Source organism: Natronosalvus amylolyticus (assembly GCF_024298845.1).
GTDB classification, from domain to species: Archaea; Halobacteriota; Halobacteria; order Halobacteriales; family Natrialbaceae; genus Natronosalvus; species Natronosalvus amylolyticus.
Window position 1 is genome coordinate 1,624,385 of record NZ_CP101156.1, and the last position, 20,017, is coordinate 1,644,401.

At 62.0% G+C, this 20,017-nt stretch carries 14 protein-coding genes and 1 pseudogene; 8 read left to right on the plus strand and 7 right to left on the minus strand.

Annotated elements, in window-relative coordinates; all coding sequences use genetic code 11:
- Positions 1-73 precede the first annotated feature (73 nt).
- Together NLK60_RS07715 and NLK60_RS07720 are read right to left on the minus strand one after the other, a co-directional pair.
- Entirely contained in the window at positions 74-1,480 is a 1,407-nt protein-coding gene (locus NLK60_RS07715; protein WP_254810303.1) for a pentapeptide repeat-containing protein, read from the minus strand.
- A 138-nt stretch (positions 1,481-1,618) separates the two neighbouring features.
- The gene (locus tag NLK60_RS07720; RefSeq protein WP_254810304.1) at positions 1,619-2,587 is read right to left on the minus strand and encodes a transcriptional regulator; all 969 of its coding nucleotides are present in this window, start codon (positions 2,585-2,587) and stop codon (positions 1,619-1,621) included.
- A gap of 161 nt (positions 2,588-2,748) precedes the next feature.
- Between NLK60_RS07720 and NLK60_RS07725 the strand changes: the two genes are divergently transcribed.
- Positions 2,749-4,080, plus strand: coding sequence for a tRNA(Ile)(2)-agmatinylcytidine synthase (locus NLK60_RS07725; protein ID WP_254810305.1), 1,332 nt, complete (start codon positions 2,749-2,751; stop codon positions 4,078-4,080).
- A 24-nt stretch (positions 4,081-4,104) separates the two neighbouring features.
- Here the strand turns inward: NLK60_RS07725 and NLK60_RS07730 are convergent, their stop codons facing one another.
- Positions 4,105-4,308, minus strand: coding sequence for a VNG_1110C family protein (locus NLK60_RS07730; protein ID WP_254810306.1), 204 nt, complete (start codon positions 4,306-4,308; stop codon positions 4,105-4,107).
- Positions 4,309-4,444: 136 nt separating this feature from the next.
- Here NLK60_RS07730 and NLK60_RS07735 point away from each other — a divergent pair, with 136 nt between their 5' ends.
- Both NLK60_RS07735 and NLK60_RS07740 read left to right on the plus strand, forming a co-directional pair.
- On the plus strand, positions 4,445-5,554 hold the full coding sequence (locus NLK60_RS07735; protein ID WP_254810307.1) for an OBG GTPase family GTP-binding protein: 1,110 nt from the start codon (positions 4,445-4,447) through the stop codon (positions 5,552-5,554).
- A 304-nt stretch (positions 5,555-5,858) separates the two neighbouring features.
- Entirely contained in the window at positions 5,859-7,274 is a 1,416-nt protein-coding gene (locus NLK60_RS07740) for a hybrid sensor histidine kinase/response regulator (RefSeq protein ID WP_254810308.1), read from the plus strand.
- A gap of 15 nt (positions 7,275-7,289) precedes the next feature.
- On the opposite strand, the gene NLK60_RS07745 is transcribed toward NLK60_RS07740, so the two are convergent.
- Entirely contained in the window at positions 7,290-8,090 is an 801-nt protein-coding gene (locus NLK60_RS07745) for an alpha/beta fold hydrolase (RefSeq protein WP_254810309.1), read from the minus strand.
- Between the two features lie 135 nt (positions 8,091-8,225).
- Between NLK60_RS07745 and NLK60_RS07750 the strand changes: the two genes are divergently transcribed.
- The 3 genes and pseudogenes from NLK60_RS07750 (at position 8,226) to mutS (ending at position 13,085) form a co-directional block, all read left to right on the plus strand.
- A complete protein-coding gene (locus NLK60_RS07750) occupies positions 8,226-9,266 on the plus strand; it encodes an AIR synthase family protein (protein WP_254810310.1) in 1,041 nt (346 codons plus the stop codon).
- Between the two features lie 27 nt (positions 9,267-9,293).
- Positions 9,294-10,088 (plus strand): annotated as a pseudogene (gene thiD, locus NLK60_RS07755) (bifunctional hydroxymethylpyrimidine kinase/phosphomethylpyrimidine kinase); the annotation flags it as partial.
- A gap of 312 nt (positions 10,089-10,400) precedes the next feature.
- The gene (gene mutS / locus NLK60_RS07760) at positions 10,401-13,085 is read left to right on the plus strand and encodes a DNA mismatch repair protein MutS (RefSeq protein WP_254810311.1); all 2,685 of its coding nucleotides are present in this window, start codon (positions 10,401-10,403) and stop codon (positions 13,083-13,085) included.
- Between the two features lie 6 nt (positions 13,086-13,091).
- Here mutS and NLK60_RS07765 read toward each other — a convergent pair whose 3' ends face one another.
- From NLK60_RS07765 to NLK60_RS07775, 3 genes are all read right to left on the minus strand, one after another.
- Positions 13,092-13,940, minus strand: coding sequence for an ABC transporter permease subunit (locus NLK60_RS07765; RefSeq protein WP_254810312.1), 849 nt, complete (start codon positions 13,938-13,940; stop codon positions 13,092-13,094).
- The gene (locus NLK60_RS07770) at positions 13,937-14,857 is read right to left on the minus strand and encodes an ABC transporter ATP-binding protein (protein WP_254810313.1); all 921 of its coding nucleotides are present in this window, start codon (positions 14,855-14,857) and stop codon (positions 13,937-13,939) included. Before NLK60_RS07770 ends, NLK60_RS07765 begins: the two co-directional genes overlap by 4 nt.
- Positions 14,858-15,178: 321 nt before the next feature.
- Complete coding sequence (locus tag NLK60_RS07775) at positions 15,179-16,084, minus strand: DUF7351 domain-containing protein (RefSeq protein WP_254810314.1); 906 nt, start codon at positions 16,082-16,084, stop codon at positions 15,179-15,181.
- 207 nt (positions 16,085-16,291) lie between these two features.
- Here NLK60_RS07775 and mutL point away from each other — a divergent pair, with 207 nt between their 5' ends.
- Both mutL and rtcA read left to right on the plus strand, forming a co-directional pair.
- Complete coding sequence (gene mutL, locus NLK60_RS07780) at positions 16,292-18,541, plus strand: DNA mismatch repair endonuclease MutL (protein WP_254810315.1); 2,250 nt, start codon at positions 16,292-16,294, stop codon at positions 18,539-18,541.
- 142 nt (positions 18,542-18,683) lie between these two features.
- Positions 18,684-19,802, plus strand: coding sequence for an RNA 3'-terminal phosphate cyclase (gene rtcA / locus NLK60_RS07785; protein WP_254810316.1), 1,119 nt, complete (start codon positions 18,684-18,686; stop codon positions 19,800-19,802).
- The last annotated feature ends 215 nt before the right edge of the window (positions 19,803-20,017 follow it).

Below are 20,017 nucleotides of genomic sequence, written 5' to 3' on the forward strand. Positions count from 1 at the left end.
AGCCATCTCAGATGGCGACGGGAATCCCTATAGCGAGATTGCTGATCTGGAGAGTCACCGCATTCCTGGAACTTCAGCGGTCCAGACACGCTACCGTCGAACAGCTCGAGCCGTCCACCCAGATCGTTTCGTCGACGGTGACGTCAGTCAGCGTGACGTCGTCGACCGTCGCCCCGGTGAAGTCCGCACCCGTGAGCGTCGCCCCGGTGAGGTTGGCACCGGTCAGGTCGGCACCCTCGAGGAGTGTTTCGGAGAGGTCTGCATTCGACAGATCCGCGTCCGAAAGGTCCGCCCGCCAGAGGTCCGCACCGGACAAGTCGGCGTCCGAGAAGTCCACGCCGCTGCAATCGCTCAAAAACAGTCCTGCGCCTGCCAGCCGTGCACCCGGCAGTGATCGCCCCGAGAGGTCGGCTTCCATCAGGGCAACCTCCTCGAGTATTGCTCCGTCGAGTTCGGTTCCGGTGAGCGTTGCTTCGAAAAGCGAACCACCCGTCAGATCTGCGCCCTCGAACGTCACGTCGGTCAGATCACAGCGGGCGAAGATCGAACCCGTTAGCTCAGCGTCGGCGAACGACACTCCGGAGAGGTCGGTTTCGATAAAGTCCGTTTCGAGATAGGTGCCGCCGGCGAACGAAACGTCGCTAAACGTCGCTTCCGCGAGCGACGTGTCCTCGAAAATCCCGCTGGCGAGATCGGCGCCGGTAATCATCACTTCGGATAAATCCGCCCGCGAGAAGTTCGTTCCGGACAGGGCAACGTTCGATACCGTCGCCCCGGTCAGATCGGCTTCGGCGAAGGTCGCGCCGGTGAGGTCAGCACCCGTCAGGTCGGCGCCGGACAGGTCGGCCCGGATCAGGGACGCACTCGACAGATCAGCGTTCTCGAGTCGCTGTCCGGTCATCTCACTCCGCATGAATCGCGCTCGAGAGAGCGTTGCGCCTGCGAGTGAGACGTCGGTCAGATCGACGTCGGAAAAGTCGATTCCGGTCAGATCCGCATCCGAAAAGTCGACCTCCGAGACCGTCGCCTCCGAAAAGTCGGCATCGGCGAGGATAACCCCCGAGAGGTCCGCCCCCGTCAGGTCGATTCCAGCGAACGTGCCACCGGAGAGGTTCGCTCCCTCGAGGTCGGCAGCTTCGAGCAACGAGACGACGAGATATTCGGCATCCCTGAGGTCGGTGTCAACGAGCGTCGCCCCCTCGAGAGTTGCAAGAAAGAGCGAGGCCTCCCGGAGGTCAGCCCCGGTGAGGTCAGCGTTCGTGAGCGTCGCTCCCGAGAGGTCTGTCCCCCGGAGATTACAGTTCGACAGGTCGGCCCCCTCGAGGTCGGTCTCCGGAGCGACGGTGTGGCCATTACAGGAGGCGCCTTGCCGGCGAACCATCGAAAGACACCCGGCGAGAGCGCCCCCGACGCCGACGCTGCCAACTGTCGCGAGGAGTCGCCGTCTGGAGGGAGTAGCCTGCGGGTTATCGTCGTGCATACGAGCGTTCCTGTTCGTGAATCGACTGGTCACCCGACGATAAAATGTTTTGTGGTCTGTGGGATGTCAGCGGGTCCGTATTCGCGGGTCGCTCGAAAATAAGGAACACACCGAACCGAGAGACTGGAGAGCGGCCGTCTACAGCGCTTCTTCGCGCTCGGCCCGTTCCCGGATTACTTTCCTGAGTTCGGCCGCGTCGTCGAGTTTCTCGAGTTCGGAGCGCTCGACCAGCGCGGTGCCGTCGACTGCATCGCGTTTGGCCCGGTCGACGACGTACACGGACTGGGTGTGGGTCACTTCACCGATGGAACTCATGATTCGGGCTCGCTTTTCGGCGGCCTTGGTGAACTGCGAGTGGCCAGTGAGGACGACATCTTCGTCGTCAGCTTCGTCCTGACTAACTGCCTTAAACGGCGACCGCAGGGTGGGGTGGACACGGTAGCCGGCCCGCGTCAGCACCGCGACGACTTCCTCGTCGTCCGGGTCCGCGTCGGGTTCTTCGGGCGGTGACTCCGCTTCGCGAACGTCGTCGGTTCCCTCGAGGACGTCCACGGGACTGGTCAACGGCGCATCGAAGATATCTTCCAGTGCCATCGCGACCTCGATGGAGGCGTTCATGCCGTCTTCGTACTTCGAAACGGTCCGTCGGGAGACGCCGAGTTCGTTTGCCAGTTGCCCGAGACTCCACTCGCGGCCTTTGCGTTCGTCGGCCAGCAAATCGCCGTCGATGTTGACGTACAATCCGCCGGGAGCGGCGTATATCAGCGGTGGAACGGCCTCGATGAACAGGTTGTACGCCGTATCGGGGCTGAACACCGGAACGCCGTGACGGAAGTAAACGACGTCGGGTTTCAGGTCCTCGTCGCGGCTTCGCAAGCCGACGACCAGGGGCGTCGCCTCGAGGTAGGTACCGAGGCGTCGCATCTCGTGGCCGGTCGCCTGGTTGAACGCGTCGACGTTGCCGAGGATCTTCACGAGCAACAGGTCCTCACCGCGCCGAGCGGCGATATCGAAGCTCTTTGGGCGAATCGCACACCGGTCACTCACCGTAAAGCCCGCGTCCTCGAGCATCGCGGTCACGTTGCCGACCAGTGCGGATCGGGACATAGACGAAAGTAAGTGACTCAATCCATATGAGCGTTTCCCCAGCCCCGGCAGCCTGCAGTCTGGTGATTGGCCGATTGTTGTACGATACACTTATATACCAGTTCCGTACCGAAAACCGGCGAGGCGAAACGGGTTAACCGACCGATTGACAAGGAATGGTAATGGCAGTCATCGGTCTCGATGATACCGACTCACGAACCCGCGGGATGTGTACCACCTACGTCGCCGTCCAGGTCGCTCGCGCCCTCGAGCGGGAAACGACTGGGTCAGTCGAGCGTATACTCCTGGTTCGACTCAATCCCGCCGTCGAGTTCAAAACGCGCGGCAACGCCGCGCTCGCAATCCACCTCGCGGCCGACAACGGGGATGTGAATAGCGGCACGCTCGAGACACTCACGGAGACGGCCTACGAGGTCACGCGAGAGGTGCTCGAGGAACTGGCCGTCGTCGACGACGAGCGGACGAATCCCGGGTTCGTCGTCGCCGGACACGAACCCGACGAGACGCCGGCAGCCGTTTCGAGATTCGCGGTCGACGCTATCACCAGCCACCTCACCATCGAAGACGCCGTTTCCCTCGCCGACGAACACGGTTACCGCCACTGGGGTGCCGGCAACGGCCGCGGCCGAATCGGTGCGATGGCCGCCGTCGGTGCCTGGGCCGCCCTCGAGGACTGGACCTACGAGTGCATCTCCTATCGGAACGCCGACCGCTGGGGTACCGACCGGGACGTCGACCTCGAGACCGTGTTCGTCGCTGCCGATCAGGGATACCCGACCGTCTGGGACACAGTCGACCGGGAGGAAGGTGAAGGCGTCTGCGTTCCACACACCCCCGGCCCCATCCTCTATGGGATTCGCGGTGACGATCCCGAAGCGGTCGAAGCCGTCGCCAACGCTATCGAGAGCGAACCCGTCGTCGAACGCCAGTTGTTCGTGACGAATCAGGGAACTGACGCCCATCTGGGTGAATCCCTCGAGCGGTTCGATCGCGTCCGTGACGGCCACGCCTACCGACTCACCGGCTGGGTCTCGAGCGAGCCAACCACTCGTCGGGGCGGCCACGTCTTTTTCGGGTTCACAGACTCGAGAACTACTGCCGACTCACCGACCACGCTCACCTGTGCAGCCTTCGAGCCGACAAAGCGGTTTCGTGACCGCGTCCGGGCACTCGAGGTCGGAGACCGGTTGACCGTCTGTGGCGAGGTAAGCGACGGGACAGTCAAACTCGAGAAGTTCGCCGTCCGTGACCTCGTGACGACCGAACCTGTAACGCCGACCTGCCCTTCTTGTGGCCGCCGAATGAAAAGTGCCGGACGAAACCAGGGCTATCGCTGTCGGGATTGTGATACGAGTACCGAGAGCAAAGTCGAACGACCCCTCGAGCGGGACCTCGAGGCCGGGTGGTACGAGGTACCGCCGTGTGCACGTCGGCATATCGCGAAACCGCTGATCAGAGGCGGATTCGACGCACCGACACATCCGGAGCGGTAATACGGTCGGTTACTCGAGGACGGATTATCGAACGCTGACACCCTGACGAGCCAGAAACTGGCTGGCGGCTTTGATTTCGACGGGGCTACCGATGAGACGATAGTGGGTGTCGTTTTCAGGAAAAATCGTCAGCGTGAATTCGTCGTCGAGTTGGCTTTCGAGGCCGGAAAGCGCCTCTTTCGGGAGCACGATCTGGGTGCTATCACGCAAACTCGACGGACGTGGCATCGTTTCAACTAGACGCACTCTGGCCCTCGGTTTATGTTTGTCGAAGTGTGTTCTGCCGAGAACGACCAGTTGGATAGCGAGTCCGCGACTCGAGGTCGAAAAGGTTTTTCGCGGCGACCGGATGGATCTAGGTAGAATGGGGCTCGAGGAGGAGATCGAGGCAATCGAAGAAGAAATCGCCAGCACGCCCTACAACAAGTCGACGGAGGCCCACATCGGCCGCCTGAAGTCGAAGCTCGCCGAGAAAAAAGAGAAGCTACAGAATCAGTCCTCGGCCGGCGGCGGCACGGGCTACTCCGTCGAGAAGACGGGTGACGCAACGGTTGCACTCGTCGGGTTTCCGAGCGTCGGCAAGTCCTCGCTATTGAACTCGCTGACGAACGCCGAAAGCGAGACCGGTGACTACGAGTTTACGACCCTCGACGTGAATCCAGGCATGTGTAAACATCGCGGTGCGAACATGCAGTTACTGGACGTGCCCGGACTAATCAAGGGTGCAGCCACCGGAAAAGGCGACGGCAAGCAAGTTCTCGCGGTCGTCCGCAACGCCGACCTCATCCTCTTCGTCCTCTCGGTGTTCGAAATCGAGCAGTACGACCGCCTTCAGGAGGAGTTGTACAATATCAACATTCGCGTCGACAAACAACCACCACGGGTAACCGTCCGTCCCAAAATCAAAGACGGGATCAAGGTCACCTCGAGTGCTGACCAGGACCTGGACGACGATACGATCAAGGAAGTCCTTCGCGATCAGGGCTACGTCAACGCTGACCTGAACCTGGGCGAAAAAGTCGACATCGACCGACTCATCGACGGTTTGATGGAAAATCGTGAGTACATCCCCTCTATCACCTGCGTCAACAAGGTCGACCTGATCAACCCCGAGTACAAGGAGACGGTCGACCAACAGTTGCGCGACCGCGGACTCGACCCCGAGGAAGTGACGTTCATTAGTGCCGAGAAGGAGAAAGGACTCGAGGCACTCAAAGACCGGATGTGGGACAATCTCGACCTCATCCGCGTCTACATGGACAAGCCCGGTCGCGGGGTCGACTACGAGGAGCCACTGGTCATCAAGGCCGGGTCGACCATCGAGGACGCCGTCGAGAAACTCGGCGGCGAGATGCAAGAGCGCTTCCGATTCGCCCGCGTTTCGGGGCCCAGTGCGACCCACGACAAACAGCAAGTAGGCGACCAGCACGTCCTCGAGGACGAAGACGTGCTCAAACTGATTTTGCGGCGGTGAGCAGCGCTCGACGGTTTCGGGGCGAGTAACGAGACGACAGCTCAACTGAAGTATTTGCACACCGGTCGCCGATCTGGCTTCCCATCGGGTGCGCTCGACGTGCGGTGGCTCTATCGTGTCGCTACGGCCGGTCGCCGCCAGGACGATCACAGCACACGCGTACGACAGCCCGCATTAGCGGCCGAAGTCGGTTACGGCGGCCTGACGTGAACCAGCAGTAAACTTTCTTTCAATCTATATGTATAGAATATGGACACAAGTAGTAAGCCATTCGAGGCAAAAGAGCTAGCAAATCAAGAAACTGATGGGAAGCGACATTAACGTGTTATATGTCAACGATAACACCGAGTTACTCGAGTTGGTCAGCAATCGGTTAGAACGCGAAGAGGGCCGACTTGACGTCGACACCGCCGAATCGGTCGAACAAGCTATGGAGGTTTTCCAGTCCGATTCTGTAGACTGTGTTCTCAGCGATTACCACATGCCCCAACAGACCGGGCTCGACTTTCTCCGATTGGTACGAGCCGAAGACGCCGAACTACCGTTCATACTGTTCACCGAAACGGGGAGCGAGACTGTCGCCAGCGACAGTATCAGTGCCGGGGTAACGGATTATGTAATTAAACAGACGATTGGAGACCCATCCGAGCTGTTAGCGCAAAAGATCGTCTCGTACGTTGATTCCCGGCGTGAGAAACAGCGCCTCGAGCGGATGGACAAACAGCTCCGAGAGCTGACCGAGTCGACGGACGACGTCCTCTGGATTTTTTCGCCGGATTGGGAGGAGATACACTTCGTTAACTCGTCGTACGAGACTGTTTTCGGGCAGTCGGTCGAATCGGTCAAAGCGAATCCACAGTCATTCCTCGACCCGGTTCACGACGAAGATCGCGATCGAGTGATCCAGACGATGAGGCGGGTCTCAAACGGCGAATCCGTGCAGATCGAGTACCGGGTCAACAAATCCGAGGCGATACAACTCTGGGTCGAATCGCGATGTAGGCCGATGCGAGACGACCATGGAGAAATTGACTTCATCACCGGGTTCACGCGTGACATCACTGAAGAGAAACACCACGAAGAGAGCCTCGTACTCAAGAACGAACAGTTAGAATCGTTTGCCGCTACGGTTGCACACGACCTTCGAAACCCGTTGAACGTCGCCGACGGGAACATCGACCTGGCCAGAGAACAGGTCGATAGCCCATATCTCGAGACCAGTGCGGAGGCGATCGCCGAGATGGCAGTGCTGATCGACGAACTGCTGACGCTGGCGAAAAAAGGTGCGACAATCGACGAACAGTCGCGCGTCTCGTTCGACGAACTCCTCCAGATAAGTAGCAATAACATCGAAATGACAGACGCAACGCTCGTTATCGAGGGATCAGCGGTAATTCAATGTGACCCCGCTCGAACGCGAGAGGCCCTGGAAAACCTGTTACGAAACGCCCTCGAACACGCCGGCACGTCGGTGACGATCACAGCCGGTATCCTCGGACAGGGGGACGGGTTTTATGTCGAAGACGACGGGCCGGGGATCCCCCCGGAAGCGCGCGAGAAGGTATTCGACAGAGGACACACAACGGCGGCAGCTGGAACCGGGTTCGGTTTGGCCATTGTCGAACAGATCGTCGTGGCACATGGGTGGGAGATTGGAGTCACCGAGAGTGCCACTGGCGGGGCCAGGTTCGAAATTACCGGGGTATCGGTTCTCGAATGACACCGTGCCGTACGGTCAGACCGACTGAACGAACTCGGTGAGAATTCGGTTAAACCGGTCGGGTTCCTCGAGATGCGGACAGTGGCCGCTGTCTTCGAATCGTTCGAACGTGGCATCGGGCATCGCGTCGGCGACGGCTTTCACCGAGGCGACGGTGCCACGTTTTTCGTCGGTACCCGCACACACCAGCGCCGGGACGTCTATTTCGGGGAGGACCGCCCGATAGTCACACAGACTCGCATCGAAGAGGATCGCACTCTTGATCGGAGCAGGCGTTCTCGAGAGTTCGTCGACCTGCAGGACCCACCGGTCGGCGTCCGGCGGCTCCTTGTACACCTGCTTCGTAATCCGTTCGATGAGACTCGAGCGATCCGTCTGCACCAGCGACATGATCTCGGTGAGTCCCTCGAGGTCGATGATCCCGTATTCGTAGTCGTCCCACTGAAAACGGGTCGCCTCCATATCGACGTCGACCAGCCCTCGTAGTCGGTCAGTTCCGAACTGATCCACGTACTCCCAGGAGACGAACGCGCCCAACGACCAGCCAACGAGGACGACCTCCTCGAGACCGCGTTGTTCCAGAAAAGCCTCGAGATCACGAGCGTACTCGGCGACCGTATGCCCCAACTCCGTCTTTTCAGAGCGGCCGTGGCCTCTGTAGTCAAGCGCACTCACCTGAAACGCGTCCGAAAGGTCGGTTAGCTGCGGTTCGAAAAAGCGGCAACTCGCCATCACACCGTGTAACAGCACGACGGGTGGGCCCGAGCCGTTCGTTTCGTAGTACAGCTCCGCGCCGTTACACTCGAGGTATGGCATGGCGGTGGACCCCACCACGAGTCAGGGTAAAGTCCTTTCTCGCGCGAGTCCTCTCGCAGGAAAAGTCGCTCGTAACCGAACCCGTCGAAAGGAGAAAACAGCACTGCTAAGCGACCGCCACTCGAATCCTCGTCCGTGACCGAACCCTCGCTCGGCAAGATAGATCGCTCCTTCTTCGAGGACCACATCGCTACCCGCCTCGGTGCTGGCCGCGACGACGTGGCGCTCGGGCCGACACACGGCGTCGACTTCGGGGTCGTCGACGTTGGTGGACAGGCGCTGGTGACGGCGACTGATCCGATTTCGATACTGCCGGAACTCGGCCTCGAGCGGGCCGCCCGGTTCGCCCTCGATCTGATTCTGGCGGACGTCGCCGTCAGCGGAATCCCTCCGTCCCACCTCTCGATCTGTTTTACGCTCCCGCCGGAGATGAGCGACGAAGCGTTCGCCACGGTCTGGGAGACCATCCACACGGAGTGTACGGACCTCGGCGTCGCCGTCGTCACCGGGCACACGGCCCGCTACAGCGGCTGTTCGTACCCCTGGGTCGGTGGTGCGACCGTCCTCGGCGTGGGGAATCACGAGGACGTCATCCGGCCCGATGGGGCTCGAGTCGGCGACAGACTCCTGTTGACGACCGGGCCTGCCGCCGAGGCCGTCGGACTCTTGAGCACGCTCTTTGGCGACCGCGTCGGGGTTTCCGGGCCGACGCTCGAAGCCGCTCAGTCGCGACTCGAGGACGTCTATTGTGTTCGCGATGCCCTCACGGCGGCCGCTACCGGGCCAGTGACGGCGATGCACGATGTCACGGAGGGTGGGCTCGCCGGGGCCCTGAACGAGATGGCAGCGGGGTCGGGCACCCAGTTTCGGGTCGACCGTGAGTCGGTCCCGCTGGCCCCTGGCGTGGCCGAAGTGTGTGCCGCCCTCGAGTTCGACCCCTGGAAAGCGACCAGTTGTGGCTCGCTCCTTATCGCCGTCGAGCCAGACAGTGTGAACGACGTGTGTGAGGCCCTCGAGGCTCGAGAGACTCGCGTGGCCGAGATTGGAACGGTTCGTCCTCGTGACTCCGAAGACGCGCCCGCCGTCCTCGCCAGCGGGGACCCTCTCGAGCATCCGGTTGCCGACCCCTCGTGGGAGGCCTACGCCCGACTCCTCGATGGCGAAGGGAACGAGTGATTAATACCACCGTAGAATACACCGAGTATGCAACAACCCGAACCGGTTTCCCCGCCCGTCAGTCTCACTATCGCAGGCAGTGATTCCGGCGGCGGGGCCGGCATCCAGGCCGATCTGAAAACGATGGCCGCTCACGGCGTCTACGGAACGACCGCAATCACGGCCGTCACCGCACAGCACACCCGCGGCGTCGACTCGTCGTTCGTCCTCCCGCTCGAGGAAATCGACGCGCAGATTCGTGCCGCTCTCGAGGACTTCGACGTCCGAGCGGTGAAGACGGGAATGCTTGCCACCGGAAAGATTATCGACCTCGTCGCCGAGCACGCGGCCGACCTCGATGTCCCACTCGTCGTCGACCCGGTGATGGTCGCTACCTCGGGAGACCGATTGATCGACCTCGAAGGGATCACCGCGTACGAAGCCCTGCTCCAACACGCCACACTGGTCACCCCGAACGCGGACGAAGCGGGCGTGTTGACAGGGGTTACCGTCGACGACATCGAGAGCGCACGAACGGCCGGAGAGCGGTTACTCGAGGACGGTGCTAGCGCAGCCCTCATCAAGGGCGGACACGTTCCGGGTCCCGAAATTACGGACCTGCTCGTTACCGACGAGGGGGAGCGGGCGTTCACACATCCACGTGTCGATACCGAGGCAACCCACGGGTCGGGCTGTACCCTCGCGGCAGCGATCGCCGCCGGGTTAGCCAACGGAGACTCACTCGAGACAGCCGTCGAACGAGGGGGCGAACACCTCGAGACCGCCGTCCCGGCATACTACGACGTCGGCCAGGGACCCGGGGCGGTCAATCACCTTGCCAGTGGTCAAGAAGACGGCTATAGTAGCCAGTGAACGTCAGTGCACACCCTCTCGCAAGCGGGCGTCGCGGTCGGTGTGTACATCGATTCACTGGCTACGATACCGTCGGACAGAACGGTTGATAGTTTCGCTGGAGGACGTTCCCGGCGACAGTCTATCAAAGCCTCTGTCCGACGGTATATAACCAGCTGACCCGACGAATTCCGCCCACCTGATAGCGGAGACACGCGGGCAAGCCACCTTCGAACGAGAGAGACAACCCGGGCAGTCGCCCAACCCGCAGGACTTTACTCCTCGGAACACACTCGAGCGTATATGACCGAGGCGACGGGGATCGTCGGCGAGTTTCTTGCGTTGAAAGAGGAAACGGACGCCGACGTGCTGGCGATGCAGTGTGGGGATTTCTACGAGTTCTTCGGGGACGACGCGGAACTCGTCGGCGAGGAACTCGACCTCAAAGTGACCTCCAAATCCTCCCAGGGACAGTCCTATCCGATGGCCGGCGTCCCCTTAAAAGACCTGACGCCGTATCTCAAAGCCCTCGTCGAACGCGGCTATCGCGTGGCCGTCGCCGACCAGTACGAAACCGACGACGGCCACGCACGGGAAATCGTCCGCGTCGTCACCCCGGGGACGTTGCTCGAGACGAGCGACGCGGACGCCCAGTATCTGGCCGCCATCGTCGCTGGTGCGGGCACTGGCTCGAGCGGACGGTCGAGTACGGGCGGCGATTCCAGCGCGGGCGAAGCGATGTACGGCCTCGCCTTTGCCGACATCACGACGGGTCGGTTCCTCGTTGCGAATGCCGAAGACGTCGACGAGGCGATGACCGAGTGTTACCGGTTCGACCCCGTTGAAATCCTCCCCGGCCCGCACGTGCGGACCGACGACGAGTTGCTCACCCAGCTTCGTGACCGACTCGACGCGCGGCTCTCGCTCGCCGACACCGAATCGTTCGCCCCGAAGCGGGCGACACACCGTCTCCGGGGGCAGTTCGGTGACGAGACCGTCGACCGACTCGAACTGAGCGAGGCGACCCGGTCGGCGGCCGGTGCCGTCCTCTCCTACGTCGAAGAGACGGGTGCCGGTGTGCTGGCGTCGATGACACGCCTCCAGACCCACCGTGGGGACGACCACGTAACCCTCGACGTCACCACCCAGCGCAATCTCGAGTTGACCGAAACGATGCACGGCGACCGCTCGGGGTCGCTGTTTGCGACCATCGATCACACCGAGACCAGTGCCGGCGGCCGGCTACTCAAAGAGTGGCTCCAGCGACCCCGGCGCTCGCTCGAGGTGCTGGAAACCCGCCAGGCAAGCGTCGAAGCGCTGGCCGCTAGCGCGCTCGCTCGCGACGAACTCCGGGAGGTACTCGGCGAGGCATACGACCTCGAGCGACTGGCCTCGCGAGCCACCCACGGCAGTGCCGACGCCCAGGACCTGCTTTCGGTGCGAGACACGCTCGCGGTGTTGCCCCGCGTCGCCGAGTGTATCGAATCGACGCCCGACCTGGCGAGTTCCCCGCTCACCGACATCCTCGGGCGGGTGGATGGCGACCAAGCGGCTGCCCTGCAACAACGTCTGGCCGAGGCGCTGGCCGACGATCCGCCCTCGACCGTTCGACAGGGCGGGTTGCTCGCTCGAGGGTTCGAGGACGAACTCGACGACCTCATCGACCGCCACGAGGCCGTCATCGAGTGGCTCGAGACGCTCGCCGACCGAGAAAAGCGCGAACACGATCTGAGCCACGTCAGCGTCGACCGAAACAAGACCGACGGCTACTACATCCAGGTCGGCCGCTCGGTCGCCGACCAGGTCCCAGACCACTACGAGGAGATCAAACAGCTCAAAAACTCCAAACGGTTCACTACCGACGAACTCGAGGCCAAAGAGCGTGAAATCCTGCGCCTCGAGGAACAACGCGGCGAACTGGAGTACGAACTGTTCCAGGAGCTTCGAGCCGACGTGGCCGACCACGCGACGCTGTTACAGGACGTCGGGAGAACGCTGGCGACGATCGACGCGCTCGCGAGTCTGGCGAGTCACGCCGCCGAGAACGGCTGGGTTCGGCCGACGGTACACGATGGCGACGCGCTCGAGATCACACAGGGCCGTCACCCGGTCGTCGAACAGACGACGGAGTTCGTCCCAAACGACGTGTCGATGGACCACGACCGGGGCTTCCTGCTCGTGACAGGACCGAATATGTCCGGCAAGTCGACGTACATGCGACAGGTCGCCTGTATCGTCCTGCTCGCCCAGATCGGTGGCTTCGTCCCTGCACGAGAGGCCGAAATCGGGCTCGTCGACGGGATATTCACCCGCGTCGGCGCGCTGGACGAACTCGCACAGGGCCGCTCGACGTTCATGGTCGAGATGAGCGAACTCTCGAACATCTTACACGCCGCGACCGAGGAGTCACTCGTCATCCTCGACGAAGTCGGGCGCGGGACGGCGACCTACGACGGCATCTCCATCGCCTGGGCGGCCACCGAGTATCTGCACAACGAAATCGGGGCGAAGACGCTCTTTGCGACACACTATCACGAGTTGACCGGGCTCGCTGACACTCTGCCAAGAGTCGCCAACGTCCACGTTGCGGCCGACGAACGGGACGGCGACGTCACCTTCCTGCGAACCGTCCGGGACGGCCCGACCGACCGAAGTTACGGTATCCACGTCGCTGGCCTCGCGGGTGTTCCCGACCCGGTCGTCGACCGCGCTCGAGACGTCCTCGACCGACTCCGCGAGGAGAAAGCCATCGAGGCCAAAGGGGGCGGCTCGAGCGACCCCGTCCAGACAGTGTTCGACGTCTCGAGCGGGAGCTTTCGCGGGCCGGCGAACGCCGACGGCGGCGAACCCGAACCGGACGCCGGTGAGACGATCGACGCTGACACGAAGGCCGTCCTCGAGGAGCTTTCGTCGGTCGACGTGAACGCGACGTCTCCCGTCGAGTTACTGGCCAGGGTACAGGAGTGGCAAGCGACATTGGACGACTGACCGCGATCAGAGGTCCGTCGAATTGAAGCGAACGTAGCCAACCGCCAGCGGGACGATGAGCCACAGTGCGAGGACGACGAAGCCGATTTCCGGTGTCGCGTAGAACGCATCGAACCCCGCAGCCTGCGTCTGGGCGTTCGCTTCGTCAGCGAACGCCGGTAGCAACGCGACGAGCGACGAGAAGTACGCCGAAGATGGCGGAATCTGCATCACGAGAAAGACCCAGTCGGGCATCTGCTGGGGCATCGAGAACCCGTTGGCGACGTAGACGACACCGAGTGGGACGACGTCCCAGGCGAGTTCGAACACGACGAAAAAGCCGAGTGCGAGCGTGGTCGCTCGAGACGTCGACCCTGTCGTCGCCGAAAGGCCAACGATGATCGTTGCGTACACGCCGGCGAACAGGACGGCCGTCATGACGAAGAGGACGACCGGGACGACCTGAATCGTCCCCAGCAAGAGCGCTCCGAAGCCGACACCGATCAGGAGTCCGATGCCGAGGGTCACCGCGATGACGGCCGCTCGACCGACAACTTTCCCGAGAAACACCTCGCCACGAGTGTGGGGCAATCCAAGGAGCAGTTTGATGCTCCCCAGTTCTCGCTCACCAGCGACTGACTTGTAACAGACGACGATGGCCGCAAGTGCGACGAAGAGTCCGGTAATACCTGCCAGGAAAAAGACCATCCCGGCGAACGAAACCTCGCCGGACTGGGCACCGAACGCCTCCGGCACCTCGACGTAGGCGTACGTAGTCATGACCGAAAACAGCACGAAGACGGCCAGCAAGGCCCATAGCGCTCGAGACTGAACGGCATCGCGGAAGTCCTTCTTGGCGACGGCGATCCAGCTCATGCCCGCACCTCCTGCTCTTCGATCGTGTACTGCACGAACAGGTCCTCGAGCGAGGATTCGTCGACACTGAAATCGGCAATGGTGGCTCCCGCGGAATCGAGGGTTTGCAGCACGTCGTACTTCGAGCCACCGAACAGCGTCACCACGACCTGCCCGCCCTCGTAAACGGCGTTGGTGACGCCCTCGCAGTCGGCCACCGTCGCCAGCATCTCCTCGTCCACGTCGGCTGCCGAAATCCACATCGTCGTGGCCGTCTCGGTGGCATCTCGCAAGCCGTCGACGGTATCGACCGCGACCAGTTGCCCGCGATTGATGATGGCCACCCGGTCACAGATGGCTTCGACCTGTTCCATGATGTGACTCGAGAAGAAGACGGTCGTGCCACGGTCGTTTTCCCTCCGGATAATATCGCGCATCTCACGAGCACCGTTGGGGTCGAGTCCCGTGGACGGTTCGTCCAGCACGAGCAGGTCCGGGTCGCCCACGAGCGCCATCGCGAGGACGAGTCGCTGGGTCATCCCCTTCGAGTAGCCACCTGCCTTCCGGTCGGCAGCCTCGAGAATGCCGACACGCTCGAGCAAGGCGTCGATATCCTGGTCGACCGCCTTCGATTCCAACACGAACTCGATGTGCTGACGGCCGGTGAGTCGGTCGTAGACGTGGTAGCCATCGGGCAACACGCCGGTTCGTTGTCGCACGGCGAGGCTCTCGGCCTGTGCGTCGTGGCCGAGTACGGTCGCGCTACCAGCCGTCGGACGCGTGAAATCGAGCAAGATATCGATGGTCGTCGATTTCCCGGCCCCGTTCGGTCCCAGGAAGCCGAATATTTCGCCCTCCTCGATCGTAAGGTCCAAGTCGTCGACCGCCACGACGTCGCCGAAGTGCTTCGTCAATCCCTCGAGTTCTATCGCAGCCATGTTAACTACCCTCCGCCGAATACCGTCTTCGGATACAACGCGCACTGTTGTTCATGTCATCCCTCTCGTCTGGCGCCCTCAAAAATATTGTTATTGGTGCGACATATTGGCAGTGAGACTACTCAAAATTGTTTGAGTGAAACAGTTGTACAAACGAGAGACGTGTGTCAGCAGTAGGGGTAATTGAAACCTCGAGAGGCATGCACGTGACTCACGCTGTGGAACTGTAGAACTATCTCGCCATCGTACGGTTAGTGTGTCGTGGGACTACCCTGTCGACGTACGGTTAGTGTGTCGTGGGACTACCCTGTCGACGTACGGTTAGTATGTCGTGGAATTTCCTCGCCGTCGTACGGTTAGTGTGTCGTCCACCTCGAGACGGACTTGCTCCCCGTTTACGTCGATTTCGAAAACGACCTCGAGTGGTGAGCGTGATCGAATCTCTGTCGTCCAGTCGTCACCGGTAAAGTACCCGAGGAGTTCCCAGAGCGGTGTCTCGAGGAGCGTGATACCTCGGTTGCGACGCAGCGTGGCGATTTCTGGATGAAACGTGGCCAGCATTTCGACGGGGAAGTGAACGACCATCCGGCACTGCTGGCAGGTGCTCGACAGCGTATGAAAAGCCATATCGTCCGTTTCCCGTGTGTCGACGTCGATATCGATGGGGCCGTAACACTCCGGGCAAACCCCACCCTTAACCGAGATAGCGGCACTCCAGAGACGTGTGCCGAAACTGGCAACGATTTCGGCAGGCGATCGGCCCGAAGCCTGGCTTCGTGGGAACGCATCTGCCAACAGCGTCGAGTCACAGGCCGAACAACGGATAATGAATCGTTCGTCCCTCGAGTCCGCGACGAGCGCGGATTCACGACAGAACGGACACGTGCCATCGACCTCGACCGTTTCGAACGACGGCGTGCTCTCGTACAGTCCTGACCGAACCGTGCGAACGATTTTTTCGCCGGCGTAAGTGAGCCGATAGCCCTCCGACGTTTCCGCGACGAACGTTCCGACGAGCTGTGTGAGGTGATACGAAAACTGCGAGGTACTCTCCACGTCGCTTCGCTCGTACAGTTCGGTAAACGACAGCGTGTGTCCCTGTCGTTTGAGTTCCCACTCCTGCTCAGCCAGCGTGAACAGTATCTCGAGTCGACAATCGTTTCCCAGCGTCCGAATCGCGTCGCTCACCGCCGGGTCGATCTGCTCTCCACTCTCGCTCGAGTCCATGCACGAGCGTTCGCACCCAGCACCGATACATCCACCCGTTCGGACGACCCTCGTCGATACCCTTTTGGGCTCGCTCTGAAACAACTGCACATGACTCTGCACCAGCGACTCGAGGACCCACAGGTGCTCGAGCCCGCACGGACACACACGACGGTCTCTCACCGAACGGACGCGTACAACGATGTGGACACAGTGGAGGGGTGAGCCATGACGGAGACACCGAGCGACGGGACGGATGACGGTGGCGGACCAGGCGGGACCAGGATTCATCAGCTCGACGAGAACACCGTCGCCCGTATCGCCGCCGGCGAGGTCGTCGAGCGGCCAGCCAGCGCCGTCAAAGAACTGCTCGAGAACAGCCTCGATGCGGGTGCATCACGCGTCGAAGTCGCCGTCGAAGCCGGCGGCACCGACTCGATTCGCGTGACCGACGACGGTCACGGTATGACCGAAGCCGACCTCAGAGCCGCCGTGCGCCAGCACACGACCAGCAAAATCACCGACCTCGAGGACCTCGAATCGGGGGTTGAAACCCTCGGCTTCCGCGGGGAGGCGCTGCACACGATCGGTTCGGTGTCGAAGCTCACGATTCGAAGCCGACTGCGAGCCGACCGCGTCGACGGCGAGCCACCGACCGGAACCGAACTCGTCTACGAGGGTGGCGAGGTGATGTCGGTGAACCCGACCGGCTGTCCCGAGGGGACGGCGGTCGAGGTAACGGACCTGTTTTACAACACGCCCGCTCGACGAAAGTTTCTCAAGACGACCGCCACTGAGTTCGCTCACGTCAACCGAATCGTCACCCGGTACGCACTGGCCAACCCCGACGTCGCCGTCTCGCTCAGTCACGACGGCCGCGAAGTGTTCGCCACGACGGGACAGGGCGACCTGCTCGCCGCGATACTCGCCGTCTACGGACGGGACGTCGCCCAGTCGATGATAGCAGTCGACGCGGACGAAGACCTCCCGGTCGGCCCCCTCGAGTCCATCTCCGGAACGGTATCACACCCCGAGACCAACCGCTCGAGCCGCGAGTACCTCGCGACGTACGTCAACGGACGGGCCGTCACCTCGAGCGCCATCCGTGAAGGCATCATGGACGCCTACGGCGGGCAACTCGGCGGGAGTCGGTACCCCTTCGTCGTCCTGTTCCTCGAGGTTCCCGGCGACGCCGTCGACGTGAACGTCCACCCGCGAAAGCGCGAGGTACGCTTCGACGACGACGATGCCGTCCGACGGGCGGTCCAGTCGGCCGTCGAAGACGCCCTGCTCGAGCACGGTTTGCTCCGATCGCGGGCACCGCGGGGCCGCTCTGCACCCGACGAAACCGACATCCAGCCGGACCGCCAGACCGCCCTCGAGACGAGCGCGGACAGTGCTGCCGAATCTTCAATCTCGAGTGCTGAACCCAAACGCTCAGGTGCCGAATCTTCGCCCTCGAGTACCGAATCCGAACCCCCGAGTGCGAAATCGAGTCCGGAGACGACCACCGAGACGGATACCAGCTCGGCGGGAGCAGGGACAACACCGTCGGACTCGAGTACAACACCGTCGGATTCGGGTACAACCACTTCGGACTCGAGTGTGTCTGGTTCAAAAGCGAGTTCAGCCACTTCCGACTCGAGCACCCCTGATCGCAATTTGCACGAGCGATGGGCAGGAGGTGACGAGGCCGGCACCACGTCGGAGAAACCGGTCGAAACCACCGATTCGGAAGCGATCGACGAAACCACACCCTCGAGCGACATCGCCGGCGGTCCCGACGTCACAGCCGACCGGAAGTTCACCGGGGAGGAGACACAGCAGACGCTTTCGGGCGACACGGCAACCGGCGAGGAAACCGCCTACGAGAACCTACCACCGTTGCGCATACTCGGCCAACTCTCGGAGACCTACCTCGTCTGTGAGAGCCCGGACGGACTCGTCCTGATCGACCAGCACGCCGCCGACGAGCGAGTCAACTACGAACGACTGCAGCGGGCGTTCGACGATGACCCGACCGCACAGGCACTCGCTTCGCCCGTCGAACTCGAGTTGACGGCCATCGAAGCCGAAGCGTTCGAAACCTATCGGGACGCGCTCTCGAGACTCGGTTTTTACGCCGATCGGACCGACGACCGAACGGTTGCCGTCACGACCGTTCCGGCCGTCCTCGAAAAGACGCTCGAGCCGACCCAGCTTCGAGACGTGCTGGCCTCGTTCGTCTCGGGCGACCACGACGCGGGCGCGGAAACGGTCGACGCGCTGGCCGACGCCTTCCTCGGCGACCTGGCGTGTTACCCCTCGATTACGGGCAACACCTCACTGACCGAGGGGTCGATGGTCGACCTGCTTGCGGCGCTCGACGAGTGCACCAACCCCTACGCGTGCCCGCACGGCCGACCCGTGATTATCCAGTTCGATTACGGCGACCTCGAGGACCGGTTCGAGCGGGATTATCCGGGCCACGGCGGGTGATGACGGCAGCTGAACACTCGAGATAATAGCTCGTGTGTGAACGAATTGTACACTCTCAAACGGGAACGAAATCAGCGACCTCGGGTGTGAACGGAACGCATTCCACAACAAGGATTTTCCCGTCCGATAGCGACGATTCGATATGCACACCCTCGATGGCAGCGATGCTGGCGGTCAGTTTCTTCGCCGGGCGCTCACGCTTTCGGCACTGGAGAACGAGCCAGTCCGTCTCGAGCACATCCGCGGTGACCGACCGACGCCGGGTCTCGCAAACCAGCATCTGGCTGCCGTCGAGACGATGGCCGACGTCTGTGACGCCGACGTCACGGGTGCGGAACTCGAGTCACAGACGGTCGAGTTCGATCCGTCCACAGCGAGCGGAATTTCGGGCGGCGAGTACCACGTCAGCGTCGGCACGGCCGGCAGTCTCACCCTCCTGTTCGATACCCTCTTGTCCCTCGCGGCGCGACTCGAGGCCCCACTGGCAGTCACCGCGACCGGTGGCACCGACGTGAAGTGGTCACCGTCGGTCGATTACTTTCGACGGGTCAAACTCCCGCTGTTGCGACGCCACGGTCTGCAGGCCGCCCTCGAGGTCGAACGAAGAGGGTTCTATCCCGCCGGTGGGGGTCGCCTTCGGCTGCAGGTGGCTCCCTCGACGTTCCAGCCACTGTCCCTCGAGCGACGGGGACCGCTGACGGGAATTGCCGTCTTCTCGACGGAAGCCGATTCGCTGGCCGATGCGAACGTCGCCGAACGACAGGCCGGGGGTGCGCTCGAGCGGTTGCAGCTTTCCTCGAGATGGAGTGAAGAAGACGGGAACGGCGACGACACCGTCCCGATTCGCGAGCGTGTCGAAACCACAGCCCAGACCAGATGTCCGGGCTCAGTGATCGTGATCGCCCTCGAGTTTGCCGTCGGTTCAGCCGCCGAAAAATCGAGTTCGACGACCGAACACTTCTGGCCACTCGCCGGGGCGTCAGCACTTGGAGAACCGGGCAAGCCGGCAGAACGCGTGGGTGAAGAAGCCGCAGACGAAGCCCTCGAGTTACTCGAGACACCAGGAACGGTCGATCGGTACCTCGGAGACCAGTTACTCGAGCACCTGGCCATCGGGGGCGGCCAGCTCCGGATACCGGACCCAACGGCACACGTCGAAACCAGCCTTCGATTGCTCGAGACGTTTGACTACACTATTGATAGTAAAGAGATAGATGATGGTTCGGTCCACCTGGACGCTGCAGGTACTCCCTTTCGTTGACCCCGACCCCGTGCTGAGTAGCGGTCAGGTATTTTCCCGAGGATACAACCGCTCCCGTCGCCACCGGCGGCGTACCCAGGCTCGAGCCTCCCTCCGGGAACCGCCACAAGAATTGCCACCATTGACCGACCGCCACAACTTATACTGCACCCCTTCGTTGGCACACACATGACCGAAACACAGGGAACCGATCGAACGGCCCAGGAGGACAGTGC